The 16,590-nt window shown below is 35.5% G+C and carries 17 protein-coding genes; 13 read left to right on the top strand and 4 right to left on the bottom strand.

The annotated features are described in order from the left end of the window. Positions 1 to 74: 74 nt before the first annotated feature. Entirely contained in the window at positions 75 to 707 is a 633-nt protein-coding gene (locus ACIQ1H_RS08275; protein WP_402887971.1) for a LysE family translocator, read from the top strand. Positions 708 to 766: 59 nt separating this feature from the next. Here the strand turns inward: ACIQ1H_RS08275 and ACIQ1H_RS08270 are convergent, their stop codons facing one another. Continuing rightward, on the bottom strand, positions 767 to 1,525 hold the full coding sequence (locus tag ACIQ1H_RS08270; RefSeq protein ID WP_402887970.1) for an SDR family oxidoreductase: 759 nt from the start codon (positions 1,523 to 1,525) through the stop codon (positions 767 to 769). A 229-nt stretch (positions 1,526 to 1,754) separates the two neighbouring features. Here ACIQ1H_RS08270 and ACIQ1H_RS08265 point away from each other — a divergent pair, with 229 nt between their 5' ends. Beyond that, positions 1,755 to 2,321 carry a TetR/AcrR family transcriptional regulator gene (locus ACIQ1H_RS08265; RefSeq protein ID WP_402887969.1) on the top strand — a complete coding sequence of 189 codons (567 nt, stop codon included), beginning with the start codon at positions 1,755 to 1,757 and terminating at the stop codon, positions 2,319 to 2,321. Positions 2,322 to 2,457: 136 nt separating this feature from the next. Here ACIQ1H_RS08265 and ACIQ1H_RS08260 read toward each other — a convergent pair whose 3' ends face one another. Continuing rightward, on the bottom strand, positions 2,458 to 3,660 hold the full coding sequence (locus ACIQ1H_RS08260; protein ID WP_402887967.1) for a YhgE/Pip domain-containing protein: 1,203 nt from the start codon (positions 3,658 to 3,660) through the stop codon (positions 2,458 to 2,460). A gap of 52 nt (positions 3,661 to 3,712) precedes the next feature. Continuing rightward, positions 3,713 to 4,294, bottom strand: a complete 582-nt coding sequence (locus ACIQ1H_RS08255) for a TetR/AcrR family transcriptional regulator (protein ID WP_402887965.1) — start codon at positions 4,292 to 4,294, stop codon at positions 3,713 to 3,715. 179 nt (positions 4,295 to 4,473) lie between these two features. Here ACIQ1H_RS08255 and ACIQ1H_RS08250 point away from each other — a divergent pair, with 179 nt between their 5' ends. The 8 genes from ACIQ1H_RS08250 to ACIQ1H_RS08215 all read left to right on the top strand — a co-directional run bounded on the left by ACIQ1H_RS08250 (position 4,474) and on the right by ACIQ1H_RS08215 (position 13,039). After that, complete coding sequence (locus tag ACIQ1H_RS08250; RefSeq protein ID WP_402887963.1) at positions 4,474 to 4,794, top strand: PadR family transcriptional regulator; 321 nt, start codon at positions 4,474 to 4,476, stop codon at positions 4,792 to 4,794. A gap of 27 nt (positions 4,795 to 4,821) precedes the next feature. Continuing rightward, positions 4,822 to 5,352, top strand: coding sequence for a DUF2812 domain-containing protein (locus tag ACIQ1H_RS08245; protein ID WP_402887962.1), 531 nt, complete (start codon positions 4,822 to 4,824; stop codon positions 5,350 to 5,352). 12 nt (positions 5,353 to 5,364) lie between these two features. Next, positions 5,365 to 6,270 carry an ABC transporter ATP-binding protein gene (locus ACIQ1H_RS08240; protein ID WP_337981538.1) on the top strand — a complete coding sequence of 302 codons (906 nt, stop codon included), beginning with the start codon at positions 5,365 to 5,367 and terminating at the stop codon, positions 6,268 to 6,270. Beyond that, positions 6,257 to 7,498, top strand: coding sequence for an ABC transporter permease (locus tag ACIQ1H_RS08235; protein WP_402887960.1), 1,242 nt, complete (start codon positions 6,257 to 6,259; stop codon positions 7,496 to 7,498). The genes ACIQ1H_RS08240 and ACIQ1H_RS08235 overlap by 14 nt, the downstream gene beginning before the upstream one ends. Positions 7,499 to 7,765: 267 nt before the next feature. Continuing rightward, entirely contained in the window at positions 7,766 to 8,935 is a 1,170-nt protein-coding gene (locus ACIQ1H_RS08230) for a toxic anion resistance protein (protein WP_402887958.1), read from the top strand. A 230-nt stretch (positions 8,936 to 9,165) separates the two neighbouring features. Next, positions 9,166 to 10,146 (top strand): LacI family DNA-binding transcriptional regulator, encoded by a 981-nt coding sequence (locus tag ACIQ1H_RS08225; protein WP_402887956.1) that lies wholly within the window; start codon positions 9,166 to 9,168, stop codon positions 10,144 to 10,146. A 280-nt stretch (positions 10,147 to 10,426) separates the two neighbouring features. Continuing rightward, positions 10,427 to 12,154, top strand: coding sequence for an amidohydrolase family protein (locus tag ACIQ1H_RS08220; RefSeq protein WP_402887954.1), 1,728 nt, complete (start codon positions 10,427 to 10,429; stop codon positions 12,152 to 12,154). 186 nt (positions 12,155 to 12,340) lie between these two features. Next, positions 12,341 to 13,039, top strand: coding sequence for a YczE/YyaS/YitT family protein (locus ACIQ1H_RS08215; RefSeq protein WP_402887952.1), 699 nt, complete (start codon positions 12,341 to 12,343; stop codon positions 13,037 to 13,039). A 194-nt stretch (positions 13,040 to 13,233) separates the two neighbouring features. On the opposite strand, the gene ACIQ1H_RS08210 is transcribed toward ACIQ1H_RS08215, so the two are convergent. Beyond that, entirely contained in the window at positions 13,234 to 13,833 is a 600-nt protein-coding gene (locus ACIQ1H_RS08210; RefSeq protein WP_172771119.1) for a TetR/AcrR family transcriptional regulator, read from the bottom strand. 105 nt (positions 13,834 to 13,938) lie between these two features. On the opposite strand from ACIQ1H_RS08210, the gene ACIQ1H_RS08205 reads away from it, so the two are divergent. The 3 genes from ACIQ1H_RS08205 to ACIQ1H_RS08195 are packed head-to-tail and all read left to right on the top strand — an operon-like array spanning position 13,939 to position 16,580. Beyond that, positions 13,939 to 14,625, top strand: a complete 687-nt coding sequence (locus ACIQ1H_RS08205) for a CoA transferase subunit A (protein WP_255639716.1) — start codon at positions 13,939 to 13,941, stop codon at positions 14,623 to 14,625. Continuing rightward, the gene (locus ACIQ1H_RS08200) at positions 14,609 to 15,253 is read left to right on the top strand and encodes a 3-oxoacid CoA-transferase subunit B (protein ID WP_402887950.1); all 645 of its coding nucleotides are present in this window, start codon (positions 14,609 to 14,611) and stop codon (positions 15,251 to 15,253) included. Before ACIQ1H_RS08205 ends, ACIQ1H_RS08200 begins: the two co-directional genes overlap by 17 nt. Positions 15,254 to 15,269: 16 nt before the next feature. Further along, complete coding sequence (locus tag ACIQ1H_RS08195) at positions 15,270 to 16,580, top strand: GntP family permease (RefSeq protein WP_172771121.1); 1,311 nt, start codon at positions 15,270 to 15,272, stop codon at positions 16,578 to 16,580. Positions 16,581 to 16,590: the final 10 nt, after the last annotated feature.

Genomic DNA, 16,590 nt, shown 5'->3' with positions numbered 1-16,590 from the left:
TATAAGAAAATATTATATGCAGAAAATTTATTTAATTTATAATGATACTTAGTATTGTTTTAAGGAGTGAGCATATGCATGAGATTTGGATGTTTACAGCAGTGGCATTGATGATTGTTATGGTGCCAGGGGTGGATTCACTGCTAGTGTTAAAAAATACAATCATACATGGAAAGAAAGCAGGCTTTTTTACAATGGTGGGGATTATTCTTGCCCTTGTCGTTTGGACAACCCTTGCTGTATTAGGACTAGCTACGATTATTTCTAAATCAATGGTCGTATTTTTAACGATAAAATATGCAGGTGCTGCTTATTTAATCTATTTAGGCATTCAATCTTGGCGTGCTAGAGCACAAAATATAATGTTGCAAGAGGAGCTACCTATAGAGATAGATGGAGAAAAAAATGTATCGCTTAGCTGTATGACTCAAGGCATTACGACAGATCTATTAAACCCAAAAACTTTGCTTTTATATGTAACATTAATGCCACAATTTATTCAGCCAAATTTTAATATTAACACTCAATTAATCGTGTTGGCAGGCATTTTAATCGCGTTATCGATTGTCTGGTTAGGCATTGTGATACTCGTTATGAATGTGATTCGAAAATGGTTTATGAAACAAACAGTGCAGGCAATATTTAATAAAATTACAGGCGTTATGTTAGTAGGAATTGGCATACGCATTGCAACAGAAAAAGCATAAAGCTCGAAAAAAGCACGCAAAGGTCATGTATATCTCTTTACGTGCTTTTTATATAGGGTTTAGTAAGCAGTCCATCCACCATCAACGGCAATGACTTGTCCATTCACAAAGCTTGCTTCATCTGAGCCTAAGAAAATAGCAAGTTGAGCTATTTCTTCTGGTTGTCCAGCACGTGGATTGATTGCTAATCCTAGTGACTGACGAGCCGCACCAACTTCGCTCATATTCGTCATTGATGCAGCGATATTTGTCATAACAGCACCTGGTGCAATACCATTACAACGGATGTTTTGGTTGGCATACATAAATGCTGTATTTTTTGTTAAACCAACTACCGCATGTTTAGATGCAGTATAGGCAGCACCAGCACGTGCACCATATAATCCGCCAGCAGAAATATTATTAACAAAAACACCATGTCCTTGCTCTAGGAAAATCTTTGTTGCCATGCGCATTGAACGCATAACAGCAGTTGTGTTTACCGCAAATACTTTATCCCAACGCTCGTCCGAAATCTCACCAACAGGTTCCATACCATCCATAATGCCCGCATTGTTAACTAAAATATCTAATTTTCCATATGCATTTTTTGTTTCATCAAATAAGTGTTGCATGTCTTCAGTTGAAGCGACATTTGTTTGTATAGCAATAGCTGTGCCGCCGTTTGCTTGAATACTATCCGCAACAGCCTTTGCTCCGTCTAAATTTAAATCAGAAACAACAACTTTAGCACCTTCTTTTGCATAACCTTCTGCAATTGCTTTTCCCATTCCTGAAGCTGCTCCCGTAACGATTGCTACTTTACCTTCTAATCTCATGTCAAAAGACCTCCTATTAGATCGAATTTTCCTGAGGACAAAGTTACTTTGTCCGAATGCTTAACCAGAAGTAATGATACATGGGCATCTATTACCGCTGGTTATGTATTGAACATGTGTTCATTAAAATATTATAATACTCATGTAAGCGATTTCAATATGCAGAATTCGTAGAACTGTTCAGTAATCAACACATTTAAAATATTTGTACAATAAGGGGGTAAAAATTTTGACCATTAATGATTTGCGGGTAGTTAAAACAAAACAAGCGTTACATAATGCCTTGCTTACTTTGTTAAGTCATAAACCGCTAGAAAATATCTCGATTGCTGAAATATGTCGTGTGGCCAATGTAAATAGGGGTACATTTTATTTGCACTACGAACAAAAAGAGAAACTGTTCGAGGAATACTTTCAGGAAATTGTTGAGGATTTATATAATTCCTATGAGGAACCATATCGTGTAGCATCGACGACTATTATTAAAAATAAGCTAGATCCAAATACAATTCGTATTTTTCATCATATAGAACGGTTTAAACTATTTTATCGAATCGTCTTTTCAAAAAATGTACCGTTAACCTATTATTATATGTTATTTGATGAAATCCAATCGTTATTAAAAAGAGACTTAGCACAAAATAAAATTGGAAAAATAAAAACGGATTTCTATAGTGCCTATCAAGCAAATGCAATTATTGGCATGATTATTGAATGGTACCGTCATGATTTTAGAGAAAGTGCGAGTGAATTAAATCAGCAGCTTGCGGCAATTTTACGTTTTGATGAAAGTTAAGACAATTATCGATAAATCTAGGAAAACGCTGATTAAACGGTGACAATTTCCAGTATTTAATTGAATATTAGCAAAAAAGTGTTCGATTGATAATAGCCAATCAAACACTTTTTCTTTTTGTCCAAGCTTTTTTGTTCTATTGCTGAAGGTTAGGCACGCTTGGATTTTGTTCTATTTTAGATTTTTTCAGGGCAACGGCAATACTTGCAATGACTAGTGTGACAGCAATGATAATAGCTAACGAACTGCTATTATTTCTTAGACTTTCTGAGCTACCGCCAAAAATGATTGTATAGTAGCCGTCTGCGCCGTAAGTTGCTGGCAATAGGGAAGCGAGGCGATGGTAAAAGTCTGAAAGCATAGCATTTGGTACGAGTACGCCAGAAGTAACAAGCTGTAGCGAAAGTGCGCAAATATTAAATACCATGCCAAGATTACCGAAGACGATAACAAAGACTTGTGCTAAACATAGAAAAGCCCAAAACATGAAGGCTTGGAAAAAATAAATAGTGAAAAAGTTTTCCGCACTCGAAATAGAAAATAGATGCATCAATCCAATCGTTAGTAATGGAAGAATAAAAGCAACAGCAATATTTACAAGCTGTCTAGCGAAAAATAAAGACCATTTTGAAACGGTATGTTGTACGATTTCTGCTGCCTGCTGATGTTGCATAATCATTACCATTGCTCCGACAAATGATGAAATAATAACCATTAACGGCACAAAATTTGCTGCAAAGCCTTTGACCTCATTTGTTTTAATGATAGTAGATTTAACTGTTTGGTCTTTTACACTCATAATGGTAGTGGCAACAGTTTCTTGAATTTTAGATGCTGTATTTTGTTCCAAAGGTAGCTGAGAAAACTGCTGTGAAAATGTCTTTATTATCTCTCCTTGTTGTAGAGGATACAGACTATGATTGACTTCCTCTGTAGCTTGATTTGCTACGCTCTCCATCATTGTTTTAGCAAGACTTGCGTTCGCTTGATTTATAGAATAAATAATGTTAGCTTCTGCTCCTGCCTGTATTTGAGCTGAAAAATCAGCTGGAATGTGAATGATCATATTTATATGACGTTGATTCAAATCCTTTTCTGCTTGTTCAATTGAAGTGAAATCTTTCGTTGCAAATGGCAATGATTTCTTTAATCCGTTCATCACTTCTTGACCAACGGATGAATCGTCACTAATAATGCCAATCGTTAAATTTTCTGCTCTATCATTTATCCCGTCGTATGCGGTCATCCAAATGGTAAAAAATATTAATTGAAAAGCAATAGTAGCAAAAATGCCAATATAAGTTTCACGGATGTTAAATAACGCCTGTAATGCTTTCATAATAAACCTCCTATAAGTAAGTACTTACTTGCATTTTGAAGAAAAATTTTTTCTAGGAAATTAATCCCCTAGAAAAAATTGCAACACTTGTGTTAATGAGTTCTTCAGTTGGTAGGGTAGATACGGTAGTACCTAATCGAGCGCGTGAAATAAAGTGACCAAAATTCAGAGCAATAAGAGATAGTGCAGCGGCTTCAAAGTTGACCTCACGGATTTTCCCTTTAAGGTGCATCTCCTCGAAATATTGAATTAACTCATTTTTGAAGATAAGGGGAACTGTTGCTATTTCATTACTGATTTCTGGAAATTGCATTGATTCCTTAAAGCCAATCATCACAAGGTCCTTTATGGACATCATATATTCAAAATATTTCATTGAAAAATGGTTTAAATCTTTTTCTAAATCCCATGTCACCTCTTCATGCATCATTTTTTGCAAAATAGGATTATAGGAAAATCTATCCACAATGGTTTTTAGAATCCCTTGTTTATTGCCAAAGTGGCGGAAAATCGTTACTTCATTGACTTGTGCTAAGTCGGCAATTGCCTTCGTTGTCGCTGCGGTGTAGCCCTTTTCACTAATTAACTGAATCGCTGCTTCGATGATTCGTTCTGCTGTTTCTTTTGTTGTCAATAAAAAACAACCTCCAATGCAAGTGGTTACTTACATGCTACCATGAGTAATTTCTAATAGCAATAGCTTAAAATCAATGAATCGTTAGTTTTGTCATTGACAACTATATCGGGCGCTGATATATTTTATTTATATCGTCAGTCGATATATTGTTTGGCGATATAGAGGGAGGTATTTTTATGACACAAGCACAGGAATATCCGCCTTTAACAGAGGGGGTTTATTATATTTTATTAGCATTATTCGAAGCACGACATGGCTATGGCATTATGCAATTAGTTGAAGAAATGAGTAAAGGACGTGTTCGCCTAGGTGCAGGCACGATATATGGCGCTATAAAAACATTGCTGGAACGGCAGTGGATTGAAGCATTAGATGGCGATGGGCGTAAGAAGGAATATATAATCACTGAAAGTGGAAAAAAAGTAATAGAATATGAAATTTTACGATTAAGGGAACTTTTTGACAATGGTATCCGTATAACAAATGGAAAAGCCTAAAACGCATTTTTTATAAGAGGTGTTGATATGAAAAAAATTAAATTTCGCTTCTTTTTGGACTATGAGAAAGAAGAGAAATGGGTAAATGAAATGGCCGCGCAAGGCTGGCATTTACGAAGAAATATAATTAGCTTCTTTGTTTTCGAACAAGGCGAGCCTGGAAAGTATATTTATCGAAATGAATTAGTAGTTGGTGAAAAGAAAGATTATTGTGAATTTTTAGAATCGTTGAATATTGAATGCGTTTCTAAATTTGGTGTTTGGGCATATTATCGTAAAGAAGCAGCTGATGGAGCATTTGAATTATACTCAGATGCACCTTCTAAAATAAAATATTTGAAATCAATTAGTAGGCTGTTTATTCCAGTGGCTATTCTTAGTATTTTAATAGGTTTTTTCAATATATTTACGGGGCTAACAGCGTCACCAGTAGCGTTTATGTCTATTAATCTTGGTTTTTTGAATGTCTTTTTAGGGCTTTTAATGTATGTACCAATTAGAAAAATTCAAAAACGAAAAAAGCATCTAGAACTTGATTTACATATATTTGAAGGGTAAGGAGGATAAAGGATGACATTACAATTACAGCATGTCACAAAAAAATACAAAGATTTCACAGCGGTTGATAATTTAAATTTTACAATTGAAAAAGGTGAGATTTTTGGACTTATTGGTCAAAACGGGGCGGGGAAGACAACGACATTCCGTATGATTTTAGATTTACAGGAAACAACAGCAGGCACAATATCTTGGAATGGCAAGCCCGTTAATTCAATCAACCGTGATGTTCTTGGCTATTTGCCAGAGGAACGAGGCATTTTCCCTACAATGAAAGTTGAGGAGCAACTTTACTTTTTTGGAGAGCTACGAGGGATGAAAAAAGCAGAGCTTCAGAAGGATATTGATTTTTGGATTAGCCGTTTTGATTTAGAAGAAAAACGTAAAGATAAAGCGGAAACGTTGTCCAAAGGAAATCAACAAAAAGTACAGTTAATTGCAAGCTTTATTCATAAACCACAGTTTTTAATTTTAGATGAGCCTTTTAGCGGTCTCGACCCAGTGAATAAAGACTTACTAAAAGATGCCATTTTACTACTAAAAGAACAAGGAACAACGATTTTATTTTCAAGTCATCAAATGGATAATGTCGAAGAACTTTGCGATCATCTATGTCTTTTAAAGCGGGGCGTTTCACTTTTTTCTGGCAGTTTATTAGATTTAAAGAAACAGTACGGTAAAACGAAGCTGTCTGTACGAACGCATTACTCTACAACCGAATTACTTAAGCTAGAAGGGGTTAAAGACGTACGTGTAGAAAAAGAGCAAACGGTGTTAATGCTAGAGGATGAGCATTATGCTGAAAGTATTTTCCAATATTTATCTGCAGGTAAGTACATTGAAAAATTTAGTTTAGACTATTTAACACTGGATGAAATTTTTAAAGATAAGGTAGGTGGCAGCGTTGTCGAAATTTAGTTTGTTAATGAAGCAATTATATAAATCAAAATTGAAATCAAAATCGTTTATTTTAATGACGCTTTTATATGTACTAGCAATGTCTGTTGCTATTTTTTGGTCAGATATTAAAGAACTCTTTACAGGGAACGATGAAGCACAGCAAATCGCGATTGTTAATGATACGACAGCAGATTTAAGTGGAATCTTTGTGTCTAATAGTGATATGGCGTTTATTCAAGATGAGACAAATATAGAGAAGTTAGAGCAAAAAGTAAAAGATGGGGAACTTGCTGCTATTGTGGAAGTGAGTGATCAGAACGGTCAGTTGCATGCAGAAATTGCAACATTTAAGCCTTTGAAATTAAATGATCAATCAACGATTTCTTCGTTATTGCAATATGCTGGGCAGCATTACGCTGTACAAAAACTATCTTTATCTTCAGAACAAGCAGCGCAAATCATGGCTGCCAAAACGATTATTTCAAATAAAAATTTAAATGAAGAAACGACTGGTGGGAAAAGTGAGGAAGAAAAACAATCTGGGCTATGGGTATCCTATGCTGTCGGTATATTAATTTACTTCTTTATTTCCACATTCTTATCAATGATTACAACTGAAATTGCTTCTGAAAAAGGCTCACGCGCTATGGAAATGCTATTAGTAAGTGTGAAACCTGCTACGCATTTTAAAGCCAAAATCGCAGGTGTTCTGCTGCTGGCCATGACACAAATGGCGATAATTGCAGTAGTCTTCCTAATCTACGCAAAGTTCGCAAAAGACGGCGTTATTTGGGAAATGGCGGCAAGTATTGTGAAGGAATTATCGCTCGGCTATGTGCTGTATGCAATTTTATTTTTACTGCTAACAATTGTATTATACTTAATTGTCGGTGCATTATTCGGCTCTTTAGTGTCTAAAGTAGAAGAAGCAGGTCAAGTGCTAATGCCTGCAATGATGATTACCCTAATTGGCTTTTATGTAATGCTGTCGGGCATTGGTAATCCCGATACGATTATTATTAAAGTTTTCTCTTATATTCCGTTCACATCAGGCATGGTGATGCCAATGCGTATTGGTGCGACAGATATAGGGGTAATTGAGCCATTACTATCACTTGGCATTTTAATTGTGACAATTATAGTAGCATATTTATTTAGCTTATCATTCTATAAACGTAGCGTCTTAACATATAGTACAGGCGGCGTAATTCAAAAGTTCAAAACGGTATTAAAAGTAACAACATAATGAATGATGGAAAGCAGCTATACATGTAGCTGCTTTTTTAATAAATTGTTTGAAAATTGTTTGAGTGCCTGTCACTAGAAAGAAACAGCAGTCGAATTTTTAGTTCAAACAAGCTATACTTGGGAAGAAGGAATGATGGACTGTATAGCAAATGAAGCTAAACAGTCTTTCCATTAGACTGAAACTTTAACTACCGCGAAAGAGGTGAAACTTTTTCATCTACTATTCGTATGTAATAGAAGAGATTAATCGCAGGGGGTATTACTTATGTCTGAAATGAACAATGACCTATTTAAATCAAAAGATCCATTCGCAACTGAAAATCCACTTTTACAACCTAACCCATTAACGCAAGCTGAACCAGTGCAAACACCGACATTGGTTTCTGAGCAAGAGCTATCACAAATTGCACAAAACCAACTTATTTTAAAGAAGGACCCAGAAGTTCATGCGCTTGCTCAAAAAATTGATGTAAAAGATCAAATTGCTATGTTAGAGCTAGGAAAAGAAACAGCGAATGGCATTTCTACTTTTTCAGATAAAATGCTGGCGACAATGAAAGCTAGTAAGCTTGAAGAATCCAGTGTATTATTAAATAATTTAAATAAAGTGATGGATAAATTCGATCCACAAGATTTTGCAGAAGAGAAAAAAGCGGGCTTCCTTACAAAGCTGTTTAACAAAGGAAAAGAACAGTTAGAACGATTTTTATCAAAATATGACAGTATGAATAAAGAAGTTGATGTAATTTACCGTGAAATTCAAAAGTATGAAGTTGAAATGAAACGTAATACGATCGACCTCGAAAACTTATACGACCAAAACTTAGACTATTTCCAAACATTAAGTAAATTTATTGTGGCAATTGAAGTAAAGGCAGATGAAGTCCGTGCAGCGTTACCAATGTTAGAGCAAAAAGCCCAAACAGGTGACCAACTAGCTGCAATGGAATTCGAAACGATGCAACGTGCAGTAGAATTACTTGAGCAACGACGTTATGATTTAGAAATGGCACAGCAAGTTTCATTCCAATCAGCTCCACAAATTCGCCTAATGCAACAAGGTAATAACCATTTAATCGGTAAAATAAACTCTGCATTTGTAACGACTATTCCAATTTTTAAACAAGGACTAATTCACGCTGTAACATTAAAGCGTCAAAAGCTTATTTCTGATTCTATGATTGAACTGGATCGCCGCACAAATGAAATGCTTGTGCGCAATGCAGAAAACATTAGCAAAAACAGTGTTAATATTGCACGCGCTGCTGGTAGCCCAAGCATTAAAATCGAAACAATTGAAACTACATGGCAAACAATTATGGCTGGCATCCAAGAAACCAAGCAAATTCAAGCAGAAACAGCAAGAAACCGCGAGGAAGGCCGAAAACGTATTGAAAAATTACAGCTTGAATATGAAAAATTGAAAAAAATGTAACATGAACAAAAGACAGGAAGCAAACTCGTTTAGTATCGAGTTTGCTTCCTGTCTTTTTATTGTGAAAAGAATACTATTCTTCAACGAATGTAAATATATGCGGTGTTTAGAAATTTAAATTACAAAATAAACAGAATTTTCTTGCTATTAAACTTTTAACGTGATATTTTATGTTTATTAAAGGTTAAACGTTTTACTAAAACGATTAACTAAAGGCAAGGAGAATGGATATGACAACTTTGAAAGATATTGCAGAACATGCTAATGTAAGCGCTTGTACCGTTTCTAGATATTTAAATCAAAATATTGTTGTGAAAAAAGAAACAGAGGAAAGAATTCAAGTCGCTATTAAAGAGCTGGGATATGTACCAAATATAGTTGCGAAAGCATTAAAACGTAAGGAAACTACAAATGTTGCGTTAATCCTGCCAAAGATTAATAGCCTTTATTATTCAGAAATCACTTCTGGAATCAGTCAAACTTTAGGAAAACATCATTATAATCTCTTTATTTATGAAGTAGACAACCTAAATATAAGTGAAAATGAAATACTACAACTAATGCGTGAAAATATGGTGGCAGGAATTATCATTATTGGCTTATTTTCTGATCTATCATTTAAAGATAATATTCCTAGTTTTTTAAACGAATGTGGTATTCCCGTTGTCTATGCAAATAGATGTATCCCATATGCTGGTTTTCCGATTGTGTACCCCGATTTAAGCAAGGCCGGTAAAATAGGGGCGGAGTATTTATATTCAAAAGGTAAAAATCAAATGGCTTTAGTTCACAAAAAGCTACCTAACGATGTACTAGATTTATTTTTGGCTGGGATTAGTCAAGCTAGCAAGGTTAAGCAAAAGCCTATGATTATAGAAATCGACGATAATATGGACTTATCGAAAGATTGTGTGCCAATCCTTCTTCAAAATAATATTAATAGTGCCTTTGTGCTTAACGAGTTGAGTGCGGTTTATTTGACTAAAGCGTTAGTTCAAGCTGACGTTCGGATAGGTGAGGAAATTGCTGTATTAAGTTTGGGTAATTCTTTATTATCGCAAATCTCTACACCTGAGCTAACTTGTGTAGACTTGCAAAATCAGGAATTAGGCATAAGAAGTGCTGAGATTATTTTAAGTGAAATTCAAAAAGAAAAGTTTGAATCTGTAACTGTATTGGAACCGTTTATCGTTGAACGGAAATCTTGTTGATTTTAAAAAATAAATAGTCAGTATCTATTGGTTAAACGTTTAACTATTTTAATCAACAGTGTTATATAGCGAATTAGTTAAACGTTTAACCAATTTAATTTGAAGTATATACAGCCATGTAGTTAATCGTTTAACCACTATAAAGAACTACAGCTAGTTAGTTAATCGTTTAACCAGGCGGTCCATTTAGTTAAACGTTTAACTTAAAGTTTTTGCCGATAGGTTAAGAGCTAAGCTCTTCTTATAAAAATAGAAAATAGATAACGAAAGGGAGAACACTATGAAACAAAAAGAAACAAATCATCTTGAAAAAGTGCGGGATATTTACGAAATTTTAAACGGTAGAAAGGAAGCAGATCTCCTTATTAAAAATGTAAACATTTTGGATGTACATGGGGAAACGGTCTATCAAGGGTCTTTACTAATCTATGATAAGCGTATTGTAGCTCTAAATCCAGATGAAACAATCGCTAAAGTAAAAGATGTATTTGATGGACAAGGCTTATACGCAATTCCAGGATTAATAGATGCTCATTTACATTTTGAATCTCAGCTAGCACATCCAGTAGCACTTGGCGAGGCAATGGTCCCTAATGGAACAACGACAATATTTGCTGAGACACTAGACCTGTTAAGTGCAGCAGGTGAAGATGGTGTAAAAGCGGCACAAGGTTTGTTTAGAGATTATGAAAAACTGCCCTACAGATTATTTGCATTTGCCCCAGGGAAAAAAGTAGCTGCATCGGTAACAAAGGAAGTATTAGAAATGGAGCCTGTAATTGGGTTAGGTGAATTCGAACATTTTACCTATAGTAAGGGAGATGAAGATGACTTCCAAAAGGCTTCCTGGGTAAGAGAAAAAGGGGGATTCATGAATGGGCATTGGGGCTTGACTGCTCTTCCAGATATGATCTTAAACTATTTGCCTGCCATCGGTACATCCAATAATCATGACGTTTGGAATGCAGACGATATTGAGAAAAGCATTCGTTACGGTTTTCCAACCCAAATTAAGTTTGGTGTAGGAAGCAGTGAAGTAATTAAAACATTGCTTCGTGCCATTGTAGACCGCAAATTTCCAACAGATAATTTTATGTTATGTACCGATAATATCTCAATTGAAAGGTTGCTTAAGATGGGGCATATGGATTGGATTATTTCCCTATGTACGGAGATGGGGATTAGCCCGATTAAAGCTATCAAGATGGCAACATTAAATACAGCTAAATCTTACAATATGGAAAATCAAATTGGTTCTTTAACACCTGGACGATTTGCAGACATTGTCTTGACGGACAGCCTATCAAAAATAAATCCTCTTTATGTATTTAAGGATGGCGAATTGATAGCGAAAGACAAAAAAATATTAAAGAAGGTAGAGATAGATTACTCTTCCATGTGTACAAAGGGCGTACCAGGTTTAAATGATTTAACACCGTCTGAGTTAGATATTGTCCCTTTTGAAGTTTCCGAAGATGGGACTAAAGCAAAAGTTTATTTATTCGATGTATATGGTCGCGGCCATGAAAAGTTTCATCAAGAAATTTGGGTGCCAATGGTAAATGGCAAGATTGTTCCAGAATATCAAGGTGAAAAATTCAGCCGTCTGTCTGTTATTCAACGTTATGCAGATGGAAAACGTCATGTCGTGAATGGCCTATTTAAAGGAGTCTATGTCGAACAAGGTGCAGTTGCAACGTTCTGGTCAGCTCCATCACCATATTTCGTTGTCGTAGGACAGGAAAGTGACGAGATGTGCTTCTGTGCAAAAGAAGTAGATAAATATTCAGGAGGCTGTATTGTAACCGTTGATAAGGCAATCAAGAGTGTGATGCCACTAGAAATTTATGGCGCCATGGCGAACATGACTGTGGATGAATTAACTAAAAGTGCGGATGCCATTGATGTGGCTTTAGAAGAAATGGGTAATCACAACGAAGGTGAACCTGTCGTAAATAAACTTTTAAGTCTATTTATTTCTCTACACCGATTCCGCCTTATGAAATAAGACTTACAGCTAATTAGCCAGAGCAAATAAATCCCGCAACTAAGATTGATAGCGAAACATCCGAAAAAATTCCAATGCGGTGAAAAATAACTTTTTACAGAGGCACTTTCTGCTATATGTTCTACCCGAAATATAAAATGATTAACCAGTGCTATTGAAATTCATAAGGGGAAAGGGAGGATTTTTATGCAAAATGAAAGCGTTTTAAAATCGGATAGAAACAGTTTAATAAAACGATGGATTGTTTATATCATTGGTATTTATATTTTATCAATTGGTGTTAGTTTAGCCATAACAGCGGGGATTGGAATTTCACCTCAAAGTGCCTTTCAACGAGTTTTTGTAGTCCATTTTGATTGGTTAACACAGGGAAGGGCAAATTTTATTTTAGAGTGCATCATGTTAGTGCTAGCATTTTTAGTCTACAGAAAAGGGTTTAAGCTATATCATATTATGGGACTAGTCGCATCGGCGATATTTGCAGTTTGTTTAGATTTCAATCTCTCTCTAACATTTACTTACCTAGATCTTCCAGAGTATTGGACTAAATTTTTAACACTTGTTATTGGAGATGCATTTTTAGCTTTTGGTGTATTCCTTATGCTTCAATCGGAGGTTGTGCTAATGCCGATTGATAATTTCGTTAATGCTGTTCAGCTAAGGACAGGGTTTAAATGGGGGAATGTTAAAACGTGTTTTGACTTGACGTTACTTGCTTTAGCATTAATCTTCGGACTGATTTTAGCAGGTAAAATTATGTTTATTCGAGAAGGTACTGTTTTAAACGCTATACTTGTCGGCCAATATATTAAACTATTTTCTTATATGTACAAAAGACACAAGACTAAGAAAAGATTTGAAATTACTCAACAGATGGCAAAATAATTTTATTGTAAAATAGGCAATATAAAACTAACTCCCCAAAGCAGCTTCATTTTGAGGAGTTTTTTATTATGGTCCAACAGCAATACAGAAAATATGAGCAAACACATGTCAATATTGGCATAACAATTCAAAAAGCTAGCGGATTTCTAAAATAAGATTTATTTTTTCACAGTCTCTGTTTTTAAAATTATTAGCTAGTTTCGTAGACTTGTTATGAGATGTTTTATTAAAGGTTTTCCTAAGTCCTCTAATTTTGCATGATCTAACTGCAAGCCCCAATAATATATGGCTCCCATCAAACTTTGTACAATCATCTGAAAAAATTTTTCTGTCGATTCAATGTGTCGAATGGAGTTATCTTTTTTTCCTTCTTCAATTATTTGGTGCAATATCACATACAATTTACGATTTTCATTTGTGAAAAAAGTATGCTCATTGCTTATGATTGCAGCCGAGTAAATAACGCGCATTAAATCCTTTCCCATTTCTTCCTCAATACAACGGAATACGGCTAGACAGAAGGCTTCCAATCGTTCTATTGCTAAAGTATATTGTTGCTTTATTTCCTCATAAATATGTACATAACTTTTGTCCATTTCCATAAAACGCATCATAAAAATACTTGATTTAGATGGGAAATGTTGATAAAAGGATCCCTTTGATGTTTTACTTTCTTTGACTATTCGATCCACCGATACATTATCGTAGCCAAGCTTTTTAAATAATTCGAGGGCTACGCTCATAATGTGAAGTTGTGTTTGAATACCTTTTGTTGTTTTATTCTCTAAATCCATTGTTTCTCGCTCCTTAAAGAAAGAATTTTCTAAAATGTTTGACTATTATTTATTCCCATTATATCATCAGACTATAGTCTAGTCTAATAAGGAGTGATAGTAAAAGTGGAAAAACTGAGAAAAGCTGAAGAGCTAGAATTTTTGTTTAAGGATTCTATGCGTCTATTAGTCGGCGGTTTTGGCATTTCAGGTACACCGTTAACATTATTAGATGCTGTTGCGAAGTTTGAGGCAGGAAATTATGAAGTTGTCAGCAATAATCTTGGGGATGAAGGCAAAGGTCTTTATAAAGTGTTCGAAGCAGGAAAAATTGATAAAGCGATAGGTTCATTTTTCACGATTAACAAAGAAGCTATTAAGGCTTGGTCAATGGGGAATTTGAAAATCGATTTATTGCCACAGGGGACTTTAGCTGAGGCAATTCGAAGCGGAGGTGCTGGCATTGGTGGTTTTTACACACCAACTGGTGTTGGAACAAGGCTAGCAGAAGGAAAGGAAGTTCGAGAGATTGATGGTGTTCGTTATTTATTTGAGAAGGCCATAAAAGGAGATATTGCCCTTATTAAAGCAGCAAAATCCGATAAAGCTGGCAATTTGGTTTATCACACAACTGCAAGAAACTTTAACCCAATAATGGCAACTGCTGCAGAAATAGTCATTGTGGAAGTCGATGAAATCGTTGAAATAGGGGAGTTAAGCCCTGAAGAAATTATTACACCACATATTTTTGTAGACTACATCATTGAAAGTAAGTACATCAAACAAGGGGGAGCCTATGTTGAAGCTAAATAGTCGGGAAATTATTGCAAAGCATATAGCAGGTGAGCTAAAAGATGGCGATGTAGTCAACCTAGGGGTGGGAATTCCAACGCTAGTCTCTAAATATATTGAAGATAAAAAAATATATTTCCAAACTGAAAATGGGTTAATCGGCATGGGTCCACCACCGAGAGAAAACGAGCAAGATATAGAATTAATAGATGCAGGGAAAGCTCCTGTCACTATTACGCCAGAAGCAGCATTTTTTGATAGCGCTTTCTCATTTGCGATGATTCGTGGAAAACATGTAGATGTAGCTGTTCTAGGAGCACTAGAGATTGATCGTTATGGTGAGATTGCAAACTGGTCTGTACCCAATCAACCAATTTTAGGTGTAGGGGGCGCAATGGATCTAGTTGCTGGTGCGAAGAAAGTAATTGTAGCAAGTACCCTTTTTACCAAAGATGGTTCTTCTAAATTAGTAGAAACATTGACGTTGGATTCGAGCGGCGAACGGCGTGTTAATCAACTTATAACGGAATATGCGAACTTTTTATTCCAAGATGGTGAGATTATTCTAAAGGATATTTATGGAGATTTAACATTTGAAGAATTAGAATCACGCATTGGATTACCATTAAAACGGAAAATTAGTATCTAATTGAAGGAGGAAGCCTATGTGGAGTTTGATTACGATTACAATTTCATTAATTCTATTAATCGTATTAGCACTAAGAGGATTTAGTATTATCATTATTGCTCCAGTTGTAAGTTTATTCGTTATGGTGACGAATGGGTTTCCGATTTTAGAAACGTTCCAAGAAACGTATATGACTGGCTTTATCAATTACGTTCGAAATTATTTTCTAATTTTCTTATTTGCGGCGATGTTCGGTAAGCTAATGGATGATAGTGGTGCAGCTCGTCAAATCGCTAATCTACTACTTCGAATTATCGGAAAAGATAGTAAATATAAAGTGTTAGTAGCAATTATGGTTATCTGTGCGTTCTTAACGTATGGCGGCATAAGTTTATTCGTAGTTATTTTTGCAGTATTACCAATTGCGAAGCCGTTATTTAAAGAGTTAGATATTCCGTGGCATCTTTTTATGGCAGCATTTTTTACAGGTATCGGAACCTTTACAATGACGATGTTACCAGGAACACCATCTGTTCAAAATATTATTCCGACTAACTATCTTGGTACAACGGTTACGGCAGCTCCATTATTAGGGATTATCGCAGCAGTTTTCGTTATTGCGATAAACCTATGGTATATGAAATTTGCATTAAAACGTTCAGAACAGCGCAAGGAAACTTATGCGGGGATGACAAACCCTGATCATAATGGCAAGGAAGGTATTAAAGATATTTATGAGGGGCGTACATTACCAAATGCAATTCTTAGTTTAGTTCCGCCAATTGCCTTGTTAGTCGCTCTGAATATCTTCAAGGTTGAAATCATTTACACACTAATGGGTGTTGTATTATTAACAACCGTCTTATTTTGGAAATATATTGAAGTGAAGAAAAATTCGCTTAACGAAGGTGCTGTATCAGCAGTGCTGCCTATTATTAATACGAGTGCGGATGTTGGCTATGGTTCAGTAATAGCGATTACGACAGGTTTTAGTATTTTTAATGAAGCGATGGCACAAATTCCAGGTAGTCCGCTTATTTCACTTTTCCTAGCAACAACGGCGCTTGCTGGCATCACGGGGTCTTCAAGTGGTGGACTAGGAATTGCAATGGAAGCCCTTTCATCAACTTACTTGAAAATGGGGTTAAATCCTGATGCTATGCATAGAGTAGCCGCAATTGCCTCGGGCGGTCTAGACTCGCTACCACATAATGGAGCTGTTATTACAATTTTAGTAGCTTCAAAGTTAACCCATAAAGATGCTTATAAACATATCTTTGTCGTTTCGGTTATTGCACCATTAATTGCAAGTATTCCAATGCTAATAGCAGCAATTTTATTATATTAATTCTTAAGGG

This window comes from Lysinibacillus sp. NPDC097279 (assembly GCF_044761745.1).
Taxonomy (GTDB): domain Bacteria; phylum Bacillota; class Bacilli; order Bacillales_A; family Planococcaceae; genus Lysinibacillus.
This window is presented reverse-complemented; position numbering and strand designations above follow the sequence as displayed.